This window comes from Natrinema soli, from assembly GCF_028618695.1.
The window spans coordinates 14293-35921 of sequence record NZ_JAQIVI010000350.1 but is presented as its reverse complement, the minus strand read 5'-3'; the positions used below and the strand labels follow the sequence as shown (position 1 = coordinate 35921).

The 21629-nt window shown below is 62.3% G+C and carries 15 protein-coding genes and 2 pseudogenes; 11 read left to right on the top strand and 6 right to left on the bottom strand.

Going from position 1 to position 21629, the window contains the following annotated elements:
* From PGX04_RS20210 to PGX04_RS20190, 5 genes and pseudogenes are all read left to right on the top strand, one after another.
* Positions 1-486 (top strand): annotated as a pseudogene (locus tag PGX04_RS20210) (phosphoglucosamine mutase); the annotation flags it as partial.
* A gap of 186 nt (positions 487-672) precedes the next feature.
* Positions 673-2358 (top strand): alkaline phosphatase family protein, encoded by a 1686-nt coding sequence (locus tag PGX04_RS20205; protein WP_273740157.1) that lies wholly within the window; start codon positions 673-675, stop codon positions 2356-2358.
* 288 nt (positions 2359-2646) lie between these two features.
* Complete coding sequence (locus PGX04_RS20200; RefSeq protein ID WP_273740156.1) at positions 2647-3309, top strand: helix-turn-helix domain-containing protein; 663 nt, start codon at positions 2647-2649, stop codon at positions 3307-3309.
* Positions 3310-3620: 311 nt separating this feature from the next.
* Entirely contained in the window at positions 3621-5252 is a 1632-nt protein-coding gene (locus tag PGX04_RS20195) for a right-handed parallel beta-helix repeat-containing protein (RefSeq protein ID WP_273740155.1), read from the top strand.
* Positions 5253-5513: 261 nt separating this feature from the next.
* The gene (locus tag PGX04_RS20190) at positions 5514-7151 is read left to right on the top strand and encodes an oligosaccharide flippase family protein (RefSeq protein ID WP_273740154.1); all 1638 of its coding nucleotides are present in this window, start codon (positions 5514-5516) and stop codon (positions 7149-7151) included.
* Positions 7152-7687: 536 nt separating this feature from the next.
* Here the strand turns inward: PGX04_RS20190 and PGX04_RS20185 are convergent.
* On the bottom strand, positions 7688-8944 hold the full coding sequence (locus PGX04_RS20185) for a polysaccharide deacetylase family protein (protein WP_273740153.1): 1257 nt from the start codon (positions 8942-8944) through the stop codon (positions 7688-7690).
* 229 nt (positions 8945-9173) lie between these two features.
* On the opposite strand from PGX04_RS20185, the gene PGX04_RS20180 reads away from it, so the two are divergent.
* Positions 9174-10148: a glycosyltransferase family 2 protein gene (locus PGX04_RS20180; RefSeq protein ID WP_273740152.1), complete on the top strand. Its 975-nt coding sequence runs from the start codon at positions 9174-9176 to the stop codon at positions 10146-10148.
* Positions 10149-10298: 150 nt separating this feature from the next.
* Positions 10299-11561, top strand: coding sequence for a PKD domain-containing protein (locus tag PGX04_RS20175; RefSeq protein WP_273740151.1), 1263 nt, complete (start codon positions 10299-10301; stop codon positions 11559-11561).
* Positions 11562-11714: 153 nt separating this feature from the next.
* Here the strand turns inward: PGX04_RS20175 and PGX04_RS20170 are convergent, their stop codons facing one another.
* Positions 11715-13043, bottom strand: coding sequence for a polysaccharide deacetylase family protein (locus PGX04_RS20170; protein ID WP_273740150.1), 1329 nt, complete (start codon positions 13041-13043; stop codon positions 11715-11717).
* Between the two features lie 224 nt (positions 13044-13267).
* Between PGX04_RS20170 and PGX04_RS20165 the strand changes: the two genes are divergently transcribed.
* Together PGX04_RS20165 and PGX04_RS20160 are read left to right on the top strand one after the other, a co-directional pair.
* On the top strand, positions 13268-14971 hold the full coding sequence (locus tag PGX04_RS20165) for an asparagine synthetase B family protein (RefSeq protein ID WP_273740149.1): 1704 nt from the start codon (positions 13268-13270) through the stop codon (positions 14969-14971).
* Positions 14972-15118: 147 nt separating this feature from the next.
* Complete coding sequence (locus PGX04_RS20160) at positions 15119-15604, top strand: hypothetical protein (RefSeq protein ID WP_273740148.1); 486 nt, start codon at positions 15119-15121, stop codon at positions 15602-15604.
* Positions 15605-15671: 67 nt separating this feature from the next.
* On the opposite strand, the gene PGX04_RS20155 is transcribed toward PGX04_RS20160, so the two are convergent.
* Positions 15672-16283, bottom strand: a complete 612-nt coding sequence (locus PGX04_RS20155) for a DUF7344 domain-containing protein (protein WP_273740147.1) — start codon at positions 16281-16283, stop codon at positions 15672-15674.
* A gap of 388 nt (positions 16284-16671) precedes the next feature.
* Here PGX04_RS20155 and PGX04_RS20150 point away from each other — a divergent pair, with 388 nt between their 5' ends.
* Positions 16672-17661 carry a DUF1616 domain-containing protein gene (locus PGX04_RS20150; protein ID WP_273740146.1) on the top strand — a complete coding sequence of 330 codons (990 nt, stop codon included), beginning with the start codon at positions 16672-16674 and terminating at the stop codon, positions 17659-17661.
* A 56-nt stretch (positions 17662-17717) separates the two neighbouring features.
* A pseudogene (locus PGX04_RS20145) lies at positions 17718-18002 on the top strand (metal-dependent hydrolase); the annotation flags it as partial.
* Between the two features lie 27 nt (positions 18003-18029).
* Here PGX04_RS20145 and PGX04_RS20140 read toward each other — a convergent pair.
* From PGX04_RS20140 to PGX04_RS20130, 3 genes are all read right to left on the bottom strand, one after another.
* Positions 18030-18323, bottom strand: coding sequence for a hypothetical protein (locus PGX04_RS20140; RefSeq protein ID WP_273740145.1), 294 nt, complete (start codon positions 18321-18323; stop codon positions 18030-18032).
* Positions 18324-18696: 373 nt separating this feature from the next.
* The gene (locus PGX04_RS20135) at positions 18697-20676 is read right to left on the bottom strand and encodes a hypothetical protein (RefSeq protein WP_273740144.1); all 1980 of its coding nucleotides are present in this window, start codon (positions 20674-20676) and stop codon (positions 18697-18699) included.
* Entirely contained in the window at positions 20666-21628 is a 963-nt protein-coding gene (locus PGX04_RS20130; RefSeq protein WP_273740143.1) for a glycosyltransferase, read from the bottom strand. Before PGX04_RS20130 ends, PGX04_RS20135 begins: the two co-directional genes overlap by 11 nt.
* Position 21629: the final 1 nt, after the last annotated feature.

Sequence of the window (21629 nt, the reverse complement as noted above, 5' to 3'; positions counted from 1 at the left end):
GCGTCGGTGAGCCGAACGCGGGTCGGCGACACGTTCGTTGCCGACCGCGCGATGCGGCCGGACGTCGTCTTCGGCGGCGAACCGAGCGGTGCGTGGATCTGGCCCGAGGAGACGCTGTGTCCAGACGGCCCGCTCGCCGCGTGTAAACTCGTGGAACTCGTCGCCGATCGCGGGTCGCTCTCGTCGCTCGTCGACGGCGTCGAGACGCACCCGATCCGCCGCGCGTCGGTTTCGGTCGAGGAGAAAGTCGCGGTGATGAATCAGGTTCGTGATCGCGTCAGCGAACGATACGACGACGTCGACACGCTCGACGGCGTCTACGTCGACGTCGACGACGGCTGGATCCTCCTGCGTGCGAGCGGTACCGAACCTGTCGTCCGGCTCACGGTCGAGGCACGGGACGAGTCCAGGGCCGAACGACTGGAAGCCGATGCCGTCGGTATCCTCGAGACCGCGATCGCGACCATAGCCGGAATCCGGTCGTGACCATCGATCGGTTCAGTTGTCAAATACGCGGTATTCAGGCCTCTGTGTCGGGTTTAACGCATCGATAATGAAGTGTGCCGTATCCTATATCGAGTGTAGATACGTGGTGCAACGAACAACACTGCTGCCGTGGGACGACGGCAGCGGTCGAACGAAACTATTGGTTATAAACAGACAAGAGAAACGATGACTCGGGCGTTTCGTCGTGACGACGCGACATCGACGGGGAGTACCGCGAGCGAATCGAACGGGCTGGACACGCTGCTCATCGGCATCGATGCGGGCTGTCTGCCGGTGTTCGAGCGGCTGTTCGAAGACGATCGGATTCCGGCCATCGAGGGGCTCTGCTCGGCGGGAGTGACCGCGCCGCTCGAGTCGCAGATCCCGCCGTGGACGCCGAGCGCCTGGCCATCGATCTACACCGGCGTCAATCCCGGCAAACACGGCGTGGTCGGCTTCGTCGGGTACGACGGCTACGACTGGCACGTGACGAGCAACGACGACATCCACGAGCATCCGCTGTGGACGCTGCTGGATCGACACGACCGCTCGAGCGTCGTCGTCAACGCTCCGGTCACCCACCCGCCGGACGAGTTCGACGGCGCGGTCATCCCGGGATTCCTCGGCCCCGAGGATCCGCCGTGCCATCCCGACGGGCTCCTGGACGAGGTCCGCGACGCGATTGGAGAGTATCGCGTCTATCCGAACTATACGCGCGACGATAACTCGCTCTCGGACGACGCGAAGATCGAGGAGTATCGGAATCTCGTCCGAATGCGCGGGGAGGCGTTTCGCTATCTCGCCGACGAGTTCGATCCGGACTTCGGGTTCGTCCAGTTCCAGAAGACGGACACGGTCTTCCACGAACTCAGCGGCGAGAAACGGCACATCGATCCCGTGTACGAGGCTGCTGACGAACAGATCGCGTCGATCCTCGAGGCCTGCGATCCGGACCGCGTCTTCCTCGTGAGCGACCACGGGATGGGGTCGTACGACGGCTACGAGTTCCGGATCAACGAGTACCTCCGCGACGTGGGGTTCCTCGAGACGACGACTAGCGGCAAGGGAATGCCGTCCTGGACGCCGATGCGCAGACGCCTGCGCGAGGGCGAGGAGTACGACACGTGGGAGCCGGGGACGGTCGCACGTGCGGCGTCGGTCGCCGCCCGATTCGGCGTCACCGCCCGGCGTGTCAGGACCGCGCTCGAGCGGGTCGGGCTGGCGGACGTCGCCATCGAGCACGCGCCGGGTGGGGTCACTCGGACGGCGAACGAACAGGTGGACTTCGCCGAATCGGAGGCCTACGTTCGCGCCCGGACCGAACTCGGCGTTCGGATCAATCTCGAGGGCCGGGAGCCGAACGGCGTCGTTCCACAGGAGGAGTACGAGGAAGTCCGGGAGAGTCTCATTCGGATGCTACAGGCCGTCGAGACGCCCGATGGCGAGCCGTTCTTCGAGACGGTCGCGCCGCGCGAGCAGTACTTCCACGGTGACGATATCGACGAGACGGTCGACGTCGTCACGATCCCCGCCGACTTCGAACACATGCTCTCCGAGCAGCTGGGCGAGGGCGATTACTTCAGCCCGGCCGAACCCTGGAACCACAAGCTCGATGGGGTCTTCGTCGCGGCGGGCGAGGGAATCGACGAAGACGCCGCGCTCGAGCGGGCACACCTCTTCGACGTCGCGCCGACGATCATGGCTGCGATGGGGGTCCCCCACAGCGACCGCATGGACGGCAACGTCGTCCCCGTTGTCGATCCGGGCGAGTCGACATCCTATCCGGAGTACGAGGAGGGAGAAGAGACGAACCGACCGGCAGCGGACGGAGACGTAACGGACCGGCTAGCCGATCTCGGGTACATGAACTGAGAGGGAGTATCGTCGCCAACCGCGCGTTTCGTGACTCTCGACTCGGTCGCGTCTCTCGGTCCTCTATTCCGACTCTCTGACCGTCTCCGATACTCCCTCTGAGACGGGGCGCTGGAACTGTGTACTGGCGCACCCGCGTGGTGGGTCGCTGGTGCGCCGGAACCGATTGATAGGAGTCCGTCTGCCCTACCGAATCGAGCGGGTCGATTCGGCCTCCGACAACACTCTTACCCGCGCTATAAGTATGGGTCACTGAGACCGATATCGGTGTACGACATCGATCTCTCAATGGGATTTATCGCAGCGATCCGCCTCGTCCACGACGAGCTTCCGTTAGTACCGACGATCGAGCAACGGTCGGGCGTGACGCTCCGGTACGAGTACGGAGCGACGACCTGCGAGCAACGCCTCCAGTTCGTCTCCGCATTCGGCGACGAGCACGAGGCCCTCGAGGAGGTGATGGCTGCAGATCCGACCGTCGCGAACGCGACGTGCGTCGCGACGTTCGAGAACCGGTCGATCTATCGCGTCGTCGTCGAGACCGATCTCGAGATCGTTCCCGATCGCTGTGCCGAAGCCGGGCTGTTCGCTTTCAGAATCACGAGCGCTGAGGGTGGCTGGTGCGCACGGGTTCACCTCCCCGATCGCGACACACTGTCGGCGTTCCGGAGCCAGTGTCTCGATCGGGGCGTCTCGTTTCACGTGAACCACCTGTACGACTCGTCGGTGTCCGACGAGCAGACCTACTTCCTGACCGAACGACAATACGAGATCCTCACGATGGCCTACTACGCCGGCTACTTCGAGGTCCCACGCGGGGCCACGCAGGACGATCTCGCCGGTCGGCTCGATATCTCGGATTCGGCGGTCTCCCAGCGGATACGGCGCGCCGTTTCCGAACTGATCACCGCGACGCTCGAGAACGATCGCGCGCCAGACGAATACGGATAGCACCGGTCGACACCATAAATCACTGTCATTTTACGATTACGATATATAGCGGCAATTCAGTATACTAATCGGTCCCGATATCGGCGTTTAAATGGGTGTTAAAGACCAAATACCGGCGAAAGGACGTCTGCACCCTGCTGATTCTTGTGTCTAACTGTATATTGGATTACCATTTCAGAAATAGAACTTGTATGCCCCCTATCGATATCGGGACCGCACTCATAACTTAAAAGCTTGCTATCCGAATCCATAGATACTGGACCCCGTCATCATTCACAACGAAGTGACTTTCAATGTCGGATAGAAGTGGTATGCAGCGCTCGAATCGTGACGTTTCTCGTAGCTCTCGGTCGGTCGAGGGGGATGACGGTCAGCCGTCACTCGAGGGAGGAATTTCGAACACACAGTCGAGACGTCGATTTCTTGGAGGAACAGCGGCGGCATGTGCCGCTGGAATCGGACTGACGTCGACAGCCAGCGCGGCCGCAGATCGGTACGGACACTACTACGACGACTACGCGACCGTCGTGGACGTGACCGAGGCCGGAGCGGACGATACCGGCACGGAATCGATTACACCTGTGCTCGAGAAACTCCGAGATGACGATACACTGCTCGTGTTTCCCGAAGGGGAGTACTTCATGGACGAGCAGTTCAGATTCACCGGCTTCGATAACTTCGGCGTCGTCGGCGAGAACGCGACGCTGATTCCGGCGAACTTCCACGAGTTCGACGGGCCACGACATCGACTGTTTCGGCTCGGCGTCTCGTACAGTCCCGGAACCAATATCCGCTTCGAGGGGTTCGACGTCGATCAGTCGACCCCCGATACGGGGATCAGGACGATCGAGGCCTACGCATCCGACCGGCTCGAGGTACGTGACATCACCGTTCGCGGCCACCACGACAGCGGCACGTGGGGGCCGGGCTTGTTCAACGTCACCGACTCCGATGGCTACGGGATCGTCGAACGGTTTCGAGCGCCGGACGGAGGTGCGTGGGTAGATAACACGCCGAATGCGGGCAATCGATGGCGCGGCCCGATCGGCATCGAAGCGAACGAAAACGAGGGGACGCTCGAGTTCAAACACTGCCTGGTCGGCGGGTTCCCGAACAACGGCCTCTACGCGGCGGGCGGCAACGGGAAGATCGTCGTCCATGGCGGACTGTATCGGAACAGTAACGGCGCGAACGTACGCGTCGGTGGCCGAGACAGCGAAATTCGGTGGCCGACCATCGAAGTCGACTCGACGCGGCCGGAGGACAAGACTCAGCGCGGCATCCGGATCGAGAACGGTCGAAACATGGATATCTACGGTGCTGCCGTCGAGATCACGTCTCCCAAACCGACCAGTCACGCGATTTCGGTGATGAACACCTGCGAAAGCGCCCGGATCGACAACACTCGCGTGGAGATACGCGGGTCGGAGGTGAACCACGGAATCGTTCTCTCCCCCGACTGCGGCAACTCGACTATCGTCGATACGTCGATCACCCACGAAACCGCGGGTGGCTATCCGCTCTGGATTCGGAACAGCGACAGGACGGAGCGAATACTCGCCGAGTCAGTCACGATCACGGGACGGGCGGGCGATGCCAGCGGTTTCCGTGACGGGATTCGCTGTGAGCGCGACAACTGTCGCTTCAACAACGTCGATGTCACGCAGCGCGGACGCAACGGGGCGGACCGAAACGCACTCGTCAACACGGGCGCGGACCTGACGGTCTACCAGAGCGAGCTGCGCGCCAGTCAGTATCCGTTCGTCGACACCGGCTCCGACGCGCTCGTGCGCGACTCGACCCTCGAGTCGTCAGGCGGCGACGAGGCCGTCTGTCTCTACGCGTCGTCGTCGAACGCCGCGTTCAAGAAGGATCGGCTGGTCGACGGGATCCGCGACTTCGGTGCGAGCGGTGTCACGACCTGGGAGAACACGTACCAGTAGTCGGCGACGCGCGGCCGCATCGGTATCCGTTCTCCATCGCTTTTTCTCCCCGTTCCCGTTCTTCATCGCTACCTCTCGCTCTATTTCTCCGTTGCTTCTCCACAACTATACCTCCGCAAATCAGGCCTTCGGGCCCGTTTAACCCCCGTATAATAACGCCACGCTGTGGCATCGTCTCGCTACAGTGAGTACGTCGGATCGTGACCGATCGTCGGCGGGGATAGCTGTCGATTGGCAGCTCGAAGAAACCAGGGAAAAACCGTGAACAGGAGTATTACGAGCGGCGTCGTGTCGGTCGTCAGTGCGAAACTCGTCGTTCTCGTCGTCACTGCGCTTTCGACGCCGCTGCTGTACCGATTTCTCGGCGCATCGGCGTACGGCGAGTACGCGTTTTTGCTATCCGTCTTCGCGATCTACATGATCTTCGTCAGTTCGGGGATCACGGACGGCGTCCGAAAGTTCCTCGCCGAGGACCGCACCGCGACGAACTGGAGCGAACACGTCGTCGGGTTTTACTTCAGGCTGGCGATCTTGCTGGCCGGTCTCGGGGCTCTCCTGCTGGTACTCGCGACCAGTTTCGGGCTCGTCGGTCTCGCCTTCGGATCGGAGCTGACGACGTACTTCTACGCCCTCGCTGCGCTCGTTATCACGGCGCAGTTCCGCGACTTCGCGCGGAAAACGCTCATGGGATTCGGCCTCGAGCGGTACTCGGAGCCGCTCAAGGTTCTCGACAAGGTCGGCTTCGTCGCGGTTGCGCTCCCACTGACCTACGTCGGCCTCGGCGTGATGGGGGCGCTCGCAGGCCATCTGTTCGCGAGCCTCCTCGTCGGTGTGATCGGACTCCTCCTCGTTCACCGACGGATCTCCCTGTCGTCCGTATTCTCCAGCCCGACGGAGCGGTTCCCGCGGACGGAGATGGTCACGTTTAACTCGATGAGCATCGCGCTGATCTTCCTGCTGATGTCCCTCTATCATATCGACATCATCATGCTCAACCGGTTTCGGTCGGATGCGGCGGTCGGTAACTATAAGGCGGCGCTGACGCTCGCCGAGTTTCTCTGGTTCGTTCCGATGGCGATCCAGACGGTGTTCGTTCACTCGACGTCGGAACTGTGGTCGCAGAACCGCTATCGAAAGATTTCGGCCCTCGCATCTCGGACGACGCGATACACGTTTCTGCTGACGGCGATCATGGCGGTCGGACTCGCGGCGCTGGCGGACGTCGCCGTGCCGATCTACTTCGGTGCTGAGGCCGAGCCGGCGATCACACCGCTGTTGCTGTTACTCCCCGGCGCTCTCGGCTTCGCGCTCGCACGACCGATTCTCGCGATATCGCAGGGAGAGGGGACGCTCCGGTATCCGGTCGCGGCGACGGGCGCCGCGGCCGTGATCAACGTCGTGCTCAACGTCGCGCTCATCCCCCGTTTCGGAATGGGGGGTGCGGCCGTCGCGACCAGCGTCGGATACGGATCGATGTTCGCCTTCCACTGTCTGAGTGCGCGCCGCGTCGGCTTCGATCCGCTCGAGGACGCACGGCTCGGTCGGTCGGCACTGACTACCGTCCTCGCAGCCGTTCCAATCGTCGCGCTCTCGGCGGCGATCTCGGGCCCGTGGCTCGCGCTCGCGGTCGTCCCGCCCGCCGGGTTCGCGCTCTTCGTTACGTTCGCGCTGCTCGTCGGCGCACTGGATCCGGCCGAGCCGTTCGAGTTGCTGTCGTTGTTCCCCGAGCCGATCGGGGGAACGGCGGATGCGATCCACGGTCGTCTCACGGGCGGCGAGAGCGAGGGGATGACTCGGAACTGGTTGCAGCTGTTCCTGTTCGTCGGCGGGCTGTCCCTGCTCGTCGCGGGACTCGCATTCGGGATGCTCGATCCCGGATTGCAGAGCGTCGCTCCCTGATGCGGCCCGTCGTCCGACGCCGCCGCTCGAGTCGAGCGCCGGTCGCGACGAGCGGACGAAACACAGAAACGGTCTGAGAGCCGAACGAAACGGCGAACCACGGCGCTATGGGCCCAACCAACGCGTCCGACGTTCGATCGACGCACACGGGCATCTCGCGGCTGACATCGTCGGCGTATCCCGCCCGCTACCGAACACGCGACAACCGCGCGTTCTCCCCGAGGTGCCAGACGCCTCCGTCACGCCGTCGTGACCGATGACGATACTATCAGCACACCATCGTCACAGCCGGTCATGCACCCGTCATAGTAGCCACTGCAAGTCACTGCACACCTGATCGCATGGGAGTAGCGCGGTTCGGAGATGCGCGGTTCGGAGATGCGCGGTTCGGAGCGAACAGAGTGAGCGAGAACCGCGGAAATGCGAACGGTGAGCGAAGCGAGCCGTGAGCGACCGTCGGGAGCGAGAACCGCGGGATGCAAACGGAGTGAGAACCGCGGACTGTGCGATCAGTATGAAACCCGTTTCAGTGGCGACTATAACAGGTCCGTCGCAGTGACGACGTCTACGTTCCGTTCGTCGATGTACTCGAGCAGGTCCGCGAACGCCTGCACGCTCATCCCGTCCTCGCCGATGTAATCGAACTGTAACACCGCGAGCTGGCCGTACTCGGCGGCGTAGTCGACGTACGTTTTCGTCTCGTCGCCGGCGTCGCCGGCGAAGAAGCCCACGTTGTAGGGGTCGGTGAGCGCCAGCCCGTTCGGACCGCCGCCGAACCGAAACGCCTGTTCGTGGTGTTCCTCGACGAGGTCGCGAGCGGTCGGGCTGAGCACGTTCCGCGGGGTGACGAAGTGCTTCGCGCCGTCCTCGAAGCCGCGGCTCTCGAGGTACGCTTTCGTGTGTTGAATCATACTCGCTTGCTCTTCGGGGGGATACTCGTGGAGGAAATGAGCGCCGGTTCGCGGCCGGGCCGCCATGTCCCAGCCCGCGTCGCTCAGTTCCTCGAGCCTGTCCAACGTGAGCCGCTCTCCCTCACCGACGGCTTCGGGTATGACCGCTTCGACGCCCGCGTATCCGTAGGACTCCATCCGTTCGAAGGCCTCCGTGTAGTGGCTCTCGAACATCCCGTCGAACAGGAGCACCACGTTGCCCGACTCCGGTCGATCGACGACGCGGAGGTCGTCGACCTGGCAGTCGATCGCGCCGGAGGTGTCACCGCGCCGGCGAGCGGTCAATCGAATCTCACTGACGTCCGTCAAATCCGGCTGGGTTTCGATCTGATCGGTCCCGAAATCGACGCGGACCCACCGATCGGACGGTCCGATGAGCGTCCGCTGCAGCACGTGAGCGTTTCGCGAGTTCGGCGCGAATAGCTCGAGCGTGAGCCGGAGTTGCTCGCGGCCGGTGAACTTCACGGCGAGCGAGAGATTCGAACCCGTCAGGTCCAATCCATCGACCCCCTTGTAGATCGCCGCGTACTCCGTGTTCTCGCTCGCGGTGAGGCGAGCCGACTGCGATCCGCCGTACGGATCGTCGGTCCCGGCCTCGAGGGTGCCGCCGTCGATCATCGTGACCCAGTCATCGAGGGACTCGAAGTCATCGATCGATTCCCCGGGCAGCGCCGGCAATCCGTCGGTACCCGACTGATCGCCGTCTCCGTTCGGCGGCGACTCCGTTGGTGACGAGGTATCGCCGCCACGCCACTCCCGCAACTGCGAGAGACAACCGGAAAGTCCGAGCGTTCCGGCCGCCGCAACAGTAGTCACGAACGATCGTCGATTTCTGTTCGTCATTAGCCACGTCGACGGATCGTTTGATCTTTCTTATACAGTTGTTAGTTGGGCTTTGTCGACCGATGAGATCCGATCGACTGTCCCCGGGCGACGGTCGGTCGCTGCAGTCGTACCGGTTCGTCTCAGCGTGTCAGCACCAACGGTGCTGCGTGCACGCCACCACGCGAGACGATGGCGACGGCGTTTATCCACGCGATAATAATCCGAGCAGGACGGATACGATCGGCAAATGACTCGAGTCAGCGTCATCATCCCGACGTACAACAGAGCGACGACGCTTCAACGCGCGATCGACAGCGCGCTTGAACAGACGATCGACGACCTCGAGGTCGTCGTGGTCGACGACGGTTCGACCGACGACACCGAGTCGGTGCTGGCAGCGTACGAGGATCCGCGGGTTCGGACTATCGTTCACGCGACCAACCAGGGTGCAAACGTCGCCCGGAACACGGGTCTCGAACACGCACGCGGGGAGTACGTCGCCTTCCTCGACTCGGACGACGTCTGGCACCCCGCAAAACTCGAGCGCCAGCTCGCGGCCCTCGAAGATCGCTCGAGCATCTGGGTCGGTGCCTACTGTGACACGGCATACGATCTGTCCGGAACGAGCGGCTGGCTCCGGTCGACCGCCGCGTCCGCGCTCGCTCGAGGGGACGACGATCCCACGAAAGAGGGCGGTGAGGAGCTGATCGGTGAGATCCTCGCGGACAACGTCCAGCCCGGAGCCGGTTCGACGCTGCTCGTCCGCACCGGGGTCGCCAGGGACGCCGGCGGCTTCGACGAGGAACTGGATCGGTTCCAGGACCCGGAGTTCTGTCTGCGCGTCCTCAAGCAGGGCAAACTCGCCTGCGTCGACGAAGTTCTCGTCCACCGCGACGACACCGGTCATCCGTCAGCAGACGTCATTAAAAACGCGAGCGAGCAGTATCTCTCGGCGTACGAAGACGAGGTCGAACGCTTCGAGGACGAGGGGTACGAGATTCGCTCGAGCCACGAACTCATCCTCGCGAAGCGGTACCTCGCGGAGGGACGATTCCTGCGAGGGGCGTGGCACTTGCGGAACGCCGCCACATCGCCGCGGTCGTATCCCGGAATCTGCTGGGTCACCGGCACCGGGGTTCGACGGCGACCGCTTCCGGTCGTCTTCGCGCTCGGCTTCCTGCTCGTCGCTCTCATGCTCGGTCAGCGCGCACTCTCTCGGTGAACGGGTCCGTTCGCTACCGATCGCTTTCGATCCGGAACGACCGCAGAGGGGGCGTTCTCTCGACGCAAACCATTGCAGAACCGAAACGGTTCCGTTTTCATCGGTTATCGTACCTGTAGTAAAGCCGACCGCAACCGATGAATCGGACGGATGAGACGCGATTCACTTTCACGAAGATCTGTACTGGGCGCGACAGCCGGTTTTGCACTCGCGAGTGCAAGTGCCGCCAGCGTCGTCAGCGGTGCGATTCAAAACGAGGAGGGAAGCGTCAGTCGAGACTCCATCGTCATCCGAGAGGGAACGGACGAGGAGACGACAGCGTACGTGACGACTGCGGATACCGACGGGCCAACGGCGGTCGTCGTCGGCGGAATGCACGGAAACGAGACAGCAGGCTACACGGCCGCGGGGCAGATCGCCGACTGGACGATCGACGCCGGCACGCTCGTGGCGATTCCCGAGGCGAACGCCGTCGCAATCGAGCGCGGGACCAGGAACGACGACGAGGGGAACAACCTCAACCGGCAGTTCTCTGGAGGGGAGACGCCGGAGACGGAACTCGCACGCGCTATCTGGGAGGTCGTCAGCGAGTACGACCCGGACATCCTGATCGACCTCCACGAGTCGACGGGGATCTACGCGGGCGACCCAATGGACGGGGTCGGCCAAGCAATTTTCCACTCTAGTGGCGACGAGGCGACCGACGCCGCCGCGGACGCGGCCGACTACGTCACTCGGAATTACGTGAACGACTCCAATCTCGCGTTCCAGACCGGGCCGTTCTCCCTCCCCGACACCGACCCGAGCGGCTTGCTCGCTCACAAGGCCGCGCGCGACCTGAACGCCGACGGATTCCTCGCCGAGACCGTTTCGACCGACGTCGAACTCGAGACCCGCGTTCAGTGGCACACGGCCATCGTCGAGCGGCTCTTGGAGGGCGAATTGCTCCTCGAGGACTCCGACAGCGGCAGTACTCCCAAAGAGCAGGTCAACGAGGAGCCGGCGGAGTCCGAACCCGACCCCGAAGAGTCCGGTGGCGACAGCGAAAACGATGATGGTGGCGACGGTGGAGCCTCGGACGATGACGGCGACGAGACATCGAGCGGTGCCGACGAGGAGACACCGGATTGCGAGTCACCGAGCGCACAGATCGAGGCCCTTCCGATGTGGACCAACGAGTCGATGCTCGAGCCGGGCCAGACGGTCACGCTCGACGCGTCGGGATCGTCCGATCCGGACGGCGAACTCGTCGACTACGAGTGGTGTGTCGGCGAAGACGGTTCGTTCGACGAGACCGGCGAGTCGATCGAGGTGACGATCAGCGCACCCGGCGAACACCCGGTCGCGCTTCGCGTCGTCGACGACGACGGCTCGACCGACACCGATCGGATCACGCTCGCGACGAACTGCTGATCCGCTGGTTCGGGCCGACCGCGCGACTACGACGGCGACCACGACCGGAGCACCGTCGCTTCCGGCTCGTGAACAGCGGCAGTCTCTACCGGGACACCGTCCGTTTCGAGAAGTAGTCCGTTCGCACCGAGCGGGTGAGCCGACCGTCGCCGATCAGAGATTGCTCGTCCGCATCTTCCAGAGATCATCGAAGGTGATGACCTTGATATCGGAGCTATCGATGTGCTCGAGTAACGTCTCGTAGTCGCCCTCGGGCATCGTATTGTCGGCATCGAAGGCGTGGAAGTTCAGGATCGTACACTGGTTGTGCTGTGCGGCGAGATCGACGCATCGTTTCGAAATCTCGAGGTCGTGCCCGATCGTCCGCGGTAACGCGAGCGGATCGAAGCCATAAACGTTCGTCGTGTTGACGTCGCCGGCCTGATTGAAGCCACCGCAGTAGTGGTATTTGGCGGTCTGCTCGAGGCTCGTCTTGTCGTAGCTGTTGTGCGGGTAGACGATGTAGTTCGCCCCTTCGAACCCGTTGTCGATGTACCACTGCTTGTCCCTCTTGAGCCTGGCTTCGATATCAGCTGGATCGTCGAGTTCGGCCATCGGATCGTGCATCCCGTGGACGACGATCTGGTCGCCCGCCTCCTGTCGTTCCGTGAGCTCAGAGCGCGACATGGTATCCTCTACGTTCTGTTCGACCCACCGCGGAACCGGCGCCTGAACCGTCTGGAATCCGTACTCGTCGTGGAGCGGTGCCGCCTTCTCGTAGTAGTCGAGCATTCCGTCGTCCCAGCTCAGCATCACGTACCCCTGATCGGGCGTCTCGTGCGTGCGCAGATCGTCGATCCAGACTTCGGCCTCCGACATGGAGTGGAGCAGCTGAATCTCGATCCGATCGAGGTGGTCGAGCGTGGGTTCCTGCCCGCTCTGCTCGAAGACGCCGGGGCTCGCCCGGAACCAGCCGACGTCGGGCGAACGGTACGTGATTTCGCGGAGCGAGTACACTTTCGAGCTCCCGAACCGGTCGACGAGACGCAGGTTGATCGTGATGCTCCCTGGCGTCGTCGTCCGGATGGCGAAGGACAGATCCGTCTCCGTCATGTCTTCGCCCTCGAGACTTCGCTGGGCAACGACGTTCTCGCTGCCGTTCGACTGAAGCTTGAAGCTCTGCTCGCCGTCGAAGACGACGTCCGTGTCCGCTTCGCCCGACCCCTGCTCGACGGTCCAGGGTTCGAGATCGCTGAAGTCGTCGAACGACTCACCGGGTTGGCGAAGCCGTTCCCTGCTGTCGAATTCCGTTTCGAGCGGCGGAACGCCGTCAGCCAGCCCCGGTACCGAGCCGTCCGAACCGTCCGTCGTTTCGTTCGATGAGTCCCCGTTCCCCGTACCGGTCGCAGACCTGATCTGCTCTGCACAGCCCGCCATTCCGGTGAGACCGGCTGCACCCGACAGTGCGAGGAACCGTCGTCGCGTCGCGCGTTTCCGTGACATTAGCGATCCGATGGTACTGCCAGCAATCCTATTATTATAGGTCTAATAGTCGGGATCGAGGGCCGCTCGTATCGGCGCTCGACGGCCGTTTCAGTACTTAACAGTCGCATAGTTATTGAGAACTCCCGCGGAGGGAAGACCACGAAGGCGTCCGTAACGTGGGGATGTGGGGCGGGCGTATTCCACGCTCCGATCGGACGCCGTCTACGCGGTGGTCTTCGACGATGAACAGGGAACTCTTCGGTGTATTCGGCGGTATTGACGCGTTCGAACGGTTCAGATCCAGTGATGACTTCGACGAAGTACTCACCGGATCGACCGTCACGGTCGGCATCAGGGATTCCGATCTCGGGACGCCAGGCTGGAGCGCGACGTACACTCGCGACGACGGTTACTGTCTCATCTGGGGAGAGGCGTACGTTCCCGACGACGAGCCCAACACCGCTCGCTGGCTCCTCGAGCACTACGAGTCGGCGGGAGTCGACGCGCTCGAGCGTCTCAACGGATCATATCTGGCCGTGATCGACACCGAAGCGAGCGATGAGGCGTTCGTCGCGACGGATCCGATTCGATCCCGAGAGTGCTTTTACACCGACGAGTCTGGGGCTCGCGTCTTCGGAACCGATTCCGCCGAAGTCGCACGCACGATTACGGACCCGACGCTCCATCGGAACGGAATCCTCGAATTCCTGCACCTGGGGGTGACGCTCGGCGAGAAGACGGCCGTCACGGGACTGCACCGACTCCCGATCGACAGTCGACTCACGCCCGCGTCGGTCGACTCGTTCGAACGGTTCGTCTACGATCCCCAGTCGTCATCGGAATTCGACGTCGTCGCCGAGCTCGCCGATCGCCTCGAACGGGCGATCAAACGGCGGTCGTCGCTGCCCGGACAAAAGGGCATTCTCCTCTCGGCGGGCTACGACTCGCGGATCGTCCTCGCACAGGTCGACGATATCGACTGCAGTTACACGGTCGGCTCACTGGACGCACAGGAGGTCCGCGCTGCGAGATCGCTCGCCGCGCAGTATGGCGCGAGTCACACCGCCTTCCCACCGGACGAGCGGTATCTCCGTCCCGACGACTCGAAGATTCCGTACTCACAGGGGATCAAGGAATCGTTGCACATCCACCACGCCGGCTATACGGACGAGATCGGAGTCGATACGATGTATCACGGTCTCCTCTGTGACACGTTCTTCCGGGGCCATTTCACCGCCTCGAAGACCGTCGACATCCTCGACAAGCGAATCCCGACCGGCGGACTCGAGTCCGACCCTGACCCCGTCGAGGTGTTCCTGGAGAAGTTCGGGTACAGCCGCGACGCCAGCCTCGAGTTGGCCGACCGAACGTCCTTCGATGTCGATCCGGACGCGTTCGTCAGGACGGCTATCGTCGACGAATTCGACTCGAGACGGTCGCGTGCGGATCGAATACAGAACGCGCTCTCCTGTTGTGGCATCGCGAACCAGCCGTCGATACCGTTTCACAATCACCTCTCCGATCACTTCGTGACGTCGTTTCTGGCGACGGATCGCGAACTGATCGACTGGCATCTCCGGACGCCGCCGGAACACCGAACGACGGAAACGTTCCTCCGCGCGTGCGAGCGGGTCGACGACGATATCCTGCGACACAGACCCCCCGATCGACCGTACGAGGCGGCGCTACTCAACGAGGTCGAAGGGTTCGTTCGCCGGAAAACGCCGTTTCTCTCGTCGTTCGAACCGCCCTGGCCGGACCGGAAAACGCTCTTCGAACGCCACGACTTCGATCGACGGCTACTAGGTGACCTCGAGCACGTCCACGACCTGCCGGCCAGACACAAGCTCAGGCTCACTGACCTCCGCGGATGGCTCGAGTGCAGGACGGAGTTGCGGGAGCAACTGCTCCCGTGGCTTCGACCACCGGATCCGGTAATCGCGTAACGCGTTCGACTCGTCCCGACGAGTGTACGGGGGCGGATAGATTTCGACTCCACAGTCACCGTTGGAAACGGTCTAATACCCCTTTATTCCGTTCACGAGCGCTAAACCGTGAGAAACCTTATATACCGCGGTGTTTTAGCGCGGAATATGCGTCTGACGCCGTCTTGGTTGCGCTCTTCGTCGGCGGATTCCGCCGAAGAGCAGTCCGAAGATTCCGATACGCTTTCCGGAGTGACGATGGTCTACGCCTCGGGGAGCGATTTCTCGGGGGACGGCATGATCGACACCCGTATCGGGGACTTCATTCCGGAATCCGATGCCGCCCTCGTCGCCGTCCTCGACGAGATGAGCACCCCGGTGACTGTCGACGAAGTTACCGATACGCTGGTCGAACCGGCTCGCCCATCGATCGAAACGTGGGCGACCATCCACGAACGACTGCATCAGAACCGCCTGCCGGCACTCGACGCGAAGGGTGCCATCGAGTTCGACGAAACACAGGGGCTGATCGAGCGGTCCACGGATCAATCGGGCAAAGGCCGGTCCGTCTCACGAGCGAGGCTTGCAGCGATCTCGGTCGGGGTACTGCTCGTACTCATCGTGTTCGTCTCGGCATTTGTTCTCGTTCCGTAACGGAGAGACTCACGAGTCCCGTTCCTGTACCGGTCATGCTGTAGCGAGAACAGTCCACTAACCGTCGTTAGTTGACGAGCCGACTGATCGTGAGCACCGTGAAGAGCGACAGGATGAGTGCGCTCAGGCCGATCCCCGAAAGGAACGAGGTAAACGGCAGCTCGATCACTGCACCGAGGAGAATCGCATAGGAGAGCACCGTTGCGACGATATAGTAGTCCTCCCACTCCGGGCTCTCAGCGCCCGTCTCGTCGACCGATTCGTCGGTCGAATCCAGCTCGAGGTATTTGTCGACTCGATCAGCGAGGGGCTTTCGCTCGACGATGCCGCGGTTCTGCTGGTAGTCGATCAGGCCAGCCTCGTCGAGCTTCGAGAGATGCGACTGATAGAGCGGGATGTAGACGCGCTGGCGCTGCGTGGACGTGAGCTCTTCGACGGTCGTATCGTGCTCCCACGCTGCGACCTGTTCTGCAACGTCGCGCATGCGTACGGGACCGTCAGAGCCTCGGAGGAACCGGAGGACCATCCGACGCCGTTCGTTTTGGAGGAGATGAAAGACATCGTCTTTCGAAAACGTCTGCTCCTCGGAGGGACAATCAGCTTCGTCAGCCTCGTCCTGAGCGTCATCGGTCACACCCTGCTCAACTTTCTCTTTGGAGCTGATATGTTTCGCTTTCATTTCGACAATCACCCCTATTCAGAAGAGGGTAATAAAGGATAGAAATCGTGTATTTGAGAATTACTCGATTTACGTGATTTCACAACTGAGGGTTTACCTTTTAGTTATTTTTATACCCCAATATAGCAGGTTAGAGGGGCCAGATAGGCCGATTTGAATATGGGGTAGGATGTTTATTTCAAAGAGACACTCTACGCGGATTTCAGAAACTTATCCCGGTTTTTGGATCGTTCACGCTCCTATAGCGCTCAAGCACCGGAGCACGAAAACCGAGTGGATTCGTTGTCGAAATCGTTATAACTCAGCGTCAGACGGCCGTCAGACCGACCCGTTATATCGGGCTTATATTGGCGATAATAAACCGCCACCGGCCCCTCGTGACGAGACAATGAGCGACAACCAGTTGTGGTATTTCGATCTGGCAGTCGTCGTCGCAGTCACTGGCGCCCTCACGCTCGGTATTCTTTCAGGAGTATCTGGAGCGATACGAATCGCGTTATCGATTCCGCTTATTCTCTTTCTTCCCGGGTATGCACTCGTCTCTGCCCTCTTTCCGGACAAGCCCAACGACGACTATCGCTCCTTTGATCAGGAGAAAACCGGCCTCGGCAATCCGCTGCTGGTCAGTGGCGGACTCGAGGCGATCGAACGAACCATTCTGTCAGTCGTTTTTAGTGTTGCACTCGTTCCCGCGATCACCCTTTTTGCGAGCGTGACCCCTAGGGGTGTGACGCTCGAACCGGTACTCTCCGGACTTGCAGTAGTCACCGTCATCCTGGCACTTCTCGCGATCGGTTCTCGCTACCGCTGTCCGCCCGATAGACGGTTCGTTCCCGAGGTTTCGTCGATATCCCCCTTCTTCACCCGGGGACGACCGAGCCCGTACGAGCGAATCGACGTTCGCCCGTACAACCTCGCCATCGTGATTGGAGTCGCCCTGTTGCTCGCGAGCGCCGGGTTCGCCCTCGCGAACCCACCACAGCACGATGGATATACGGAGATTTCCGTGGAAACGGACAACGTTACCGGCGACACCCAAACGATCTACAACTCGACGTATACCGCGGGAGAGAGCCAGGAGCTACAGGCGACGATCACGAATCAGGAACACGAAGAACGGCAGTACACGACCGTGGTGCTGCTCCAGCGGGTGAGTTCCGACGGAGAGAACGTGACCGTCAACGAGTCGGTCGAGATGGACAGACAGAGTGCGACAGTCGCCGACGGCGACTCTCACCGGCAGACCCTCGAGATCACGCCGACGATGCGAGGCGACGACCTTCGATTGACCCTGTTACTCTACGACGGCGAGCCGCCGGCGGAGCCGACGGCTGAGAACGCCTATCGCAAACTCCACTTGCCGATCGAGGTCTCGTAGGATTACGGTGGGAGCATCTCGCGTTCGCGTACGTCCTGTACTCGCTGGCCAGGAACGTGATCTCTCGAACGTCTCCCTCCGCCCGTGAAACGATCGCGGTTGCGGTCGACTCGCAGTACCCCGATCTGCTCGACAAACCGCTCGCCTGGATGTTCGGGATCGCGGAGACCGGGTACGCTGTCGGACACTCGATTTTCGCCGCGCCGGTTATCGTTCTCGCAGCGTACGCGGTCGCTGCCCGCCGAGGGGACCGAATCCTCGCGGGTGCCTTCGCGTTCGAACACCTCTCGCACCCCGTTGCCGATCTGCTCGACCGGCTACTCAGAGGGCGAGCGGTCGACCTCCGGATCGTTCTCTGGCCGATCGAATCACCGCCAGCGGCAACGCAGGGCGGTTTCATCGATCACTTCGCTGTACTTCCTCCGGTACGTGAACGTGCTCGTCGCCGGCGGGCTGACGCCGCAGATCGTCTTCCAGTCGCTGCTCGGTCTCGCCATCCTGGTGCTCTGGCTGTCCGACGGTTCCCGGTCGTCGCTGACCGCTGTCGGGTTCTGCACGCTCGAAGACAACAGTAAGCGGCGATCGAAGGGCGGCAGAACGGACTCGAGCGGTTCGAATCGGGTATCGATCTGGTTCCGCTCTCGAGGCGCTGTGTCCGCCACTACGGTTATTCTCGCGATCCCCATCTGTCGGTCGACTGGGCGAGCGATGAGGCGCCTGCGTTACCAGACGTGACTACGAGTTGCAGCTGTCGCCGAGTGGACGCTCGAGAGCGGTGCCGATGGCATCCGAGCCACGGCAGTGTCGCACCCTCTCGACATCGAGACGGCGCCGTGACCGATCCGAGGGCAGAACGCGGGGAGAAACGAGGGGAGACCGGTACTCACCGACTGTCCGCCCTGACAGCAGCGAGACGCGACAGATGCTCTCGGCTCGAGTCACCAGCCGATCCATCTGCGAGTGTCCGAAAACGACTGCGAGCGGTACCGCCCACGAGAGCCGAGACCGTGACGCCGTGTCGGCCGTGAGACGAATTCAGTTTCCGGCCGGAGACGGCGTACAGAACGTCACGTCACCGTTCGTGTAGACCGTCCCCTGATCCGGACGACAGATCTGCTCTCGAGAGGGTTTCGTTATCTGCGCGTTCCCATCGGCGTCCGGGAAGAACACCGCGTCGGTCGATTGCTCCGTTCGATAGACCGTGTAGCTGTGATTCGTTGCGCCGCCTTCAGGAACCGTCGCGGTCGTCGTTGACTGATACGCGCCGGTCCGACTGATCAGCGTCTGATAGGGATGATCGGTGTGGAGTTGCTGATCCGTCCGGATTTCGTCACCGTCCGGTGAGCCGGTCAGTTCACCGATCGACTGGGCCGCGGCCAGTTCCGTCTGGTCGTACGCGAGGCGCTCGTGGTGATCAGCGAAAACCGGGTTATCGGCGTTGCTCCCGGGAGCGAGGACCATCGCGCCGGGAAAGACGAGCGAGATCAGGATCAACACGGTGACGGCGAGCGCCGGCGTCAGGCTCCCCCGAAGCGTCTGCAGTCCGATCGCACCGAGGATGGCCATCGGCGCGTAGAGGAACGCGAACCAGCGCGTGGGGATGAAGTTCCGGATGCCGAACATCGGCAATCCGAGGACGAACACGAGCATGAACGCCGCCGCCAGCAGGAGGGTGAATACCGACTGTTCGGCCCGCCGCCTGTGGACGACGTACAGACAGCCGACGAACGTGATACCGAGCAGGAACAGGAAGCCGAGCGCGTCCACGTAGGGAACCACCTGATCGATCAGCGATGGTGCGGCCTCGGCTGCCTCACCACCGTCGGACGAGGACGCGCTCGCGATATTAAGGAAGCCGGCGCTCTCCTCGATCGTCTGCGAGAAGTAGCTCAGAACCGTGGCCAGGAACGACTCCTGTCGGTACGGCGTGAGCGACCAAACGAAGATCGTCAGCCCCAGGTTGAAGACGACGAGACCGATCAAGTTGACCGGTTTCTTCGTCCGAAAGACGCTCGTATCGAGCCGCGTCAGCCCCAGCGGACCGATCACGAACACGACCTGTGCGAGGAACGCCGCGAGCAGCAATACGAGCATGATGAACGTCGACACCTGGTGCGTGAGGATGACGGCGACGCTCAACAGGAGGAGGAGAAAGAAGTCTCGGATCGTGTACTCGATCCGCATCACCCGGATCAGCGCGTACAGCATTCCGAGGAAGAAGACCAGCCCCAGACTCGTCGGGATGAGGTGCATTCCCCACCTCGCAACGTGACTCGAGAACGCGTAGAAAGCCGTCGCTAGCACCGCCCACCGAACCGGGACGAGCAGGTTCGTCGTCGAGTAGACGAGCAGGGCTGCCAGCGGCATCACGAGTCCGACGGAGAGGTACAACGCGGAGCGAATCGGAACGCCGTACAGCAGCGACGAGGCGGCCACCAGCAGGTGGTAGAACGGCGACCCGTAGTGTTTGTCGTGGGAGATCCCGTTCAGCGACTGCTCCGTGAGAATCGCGTCGACGAACCCCTGGTGCGTCCAGATGTCGATCCCGACGTATCCCGGGGTTGCGTACAGGGCAGTAAACCGGAAGACGAACGCGAAGCAGATGATCTGAAACACCAGCAGTCCGGGATGGAGGTCGCGATCGCTCGCGAAGAGGACCTGGCCGATAACGAGCGTCCCGACGATGCTCGCCAGTCCGAAGAAGAGGAGGGTTCGCTCCCCCTGTATGACGGTGAGCGTCACGAGCGCGGCGAGGCCGACCAGCACGACGCTCGGGAGTGCCATCGTCACCGCGGACGGGAGGGTCGGGAACGTCTGCGTGTTGTCCCGTTCCTGATACAGGGAGAGAAGATACAGCGCACACGCGGTTCCGAGTACCAGCGGAACGGTATTAATGTACAGCTGCGACGTGAGGAATCGGAGCGGGAACAGTAACACCGCGAACAGGAGCCCGACGATCGCCGCGAGCGTGTCGAGTCGTAGCGGCCGCAGTTCGGACAACGAGCTAAACTTCATGGCTGACCCCCGTTCGATGGGCCGTCCCGGCCGGCCGCTCGAGGACGCGACGATACACGTCGAGGAGCTGGTCGCCCATCGCCTCGAGCCCGAGCCCGTCGATCGCTTCGCGCCCGTTCGACCGACGAGCGCCATCGAGGACGCCCTCGAGTCCGGCGACGAGCTCGTCGTCGGTCGTACCCACGACGCAGTCGTCGATGTCGCCGATCGTCTCGCGGACGAAGCCGACGTCGGTCGAGACGATCGGGACGTTACAGGCGGCGGCCTCCTTGACGACCAGCGGCCCGCTCTCACGCGTCGAGGTCACGAGGAGGACGTCGCTCGCGTTCATGTAGTAGGGCATCGCTTCGTAGGGGACGTCGTCGATCGTCCGCACCTCGAGATCGACGTCGGCGCGGGCAGCGACGCGTTCGGCTCGCGGGAAGTCCTTGACGTCTCGACTCCGGTCGTACGGAAACAGCGCGATCCGCGCGTCGGTGTCCCACCCGATCCGATCGCGAGCCTCCTCGCGCGGGATCGGTCTGAACAGCTCCGTGTCGATGCCGAACGGGATCTCGACGTGTTCGGCGTCGAGTTCGGTGGACATCGCCGGACTCGGGACGATCGTCGCGTCGGCGAACCGAGCGCCGTACCGGCTGATCCGCCGGAGCCATCCCATATCGCTCATCAGGTCCGTTCCCCAGAGGCTCAACACGACGGGACGGGTCGGCTGAGCGAGGAGGAACGGCGCGACGAGGCCGTAGTGCCCATGGACGAGATCGTACTCGTCCGACAGCACGTGCGAGAGGACTCGTGGGTGAAAGCGGAGGTAATCTACCGGCGTCCGCGGGGAGTCGGCACTGTACTCCCCGGGGACGCCGATGACGGTACACTCGATACCGCGGTCTTCGAGGACCGATATCTGCTGTTCGAAGAACGATCGCGTGGAGGTAATGAGATGAAGGACGTGCATA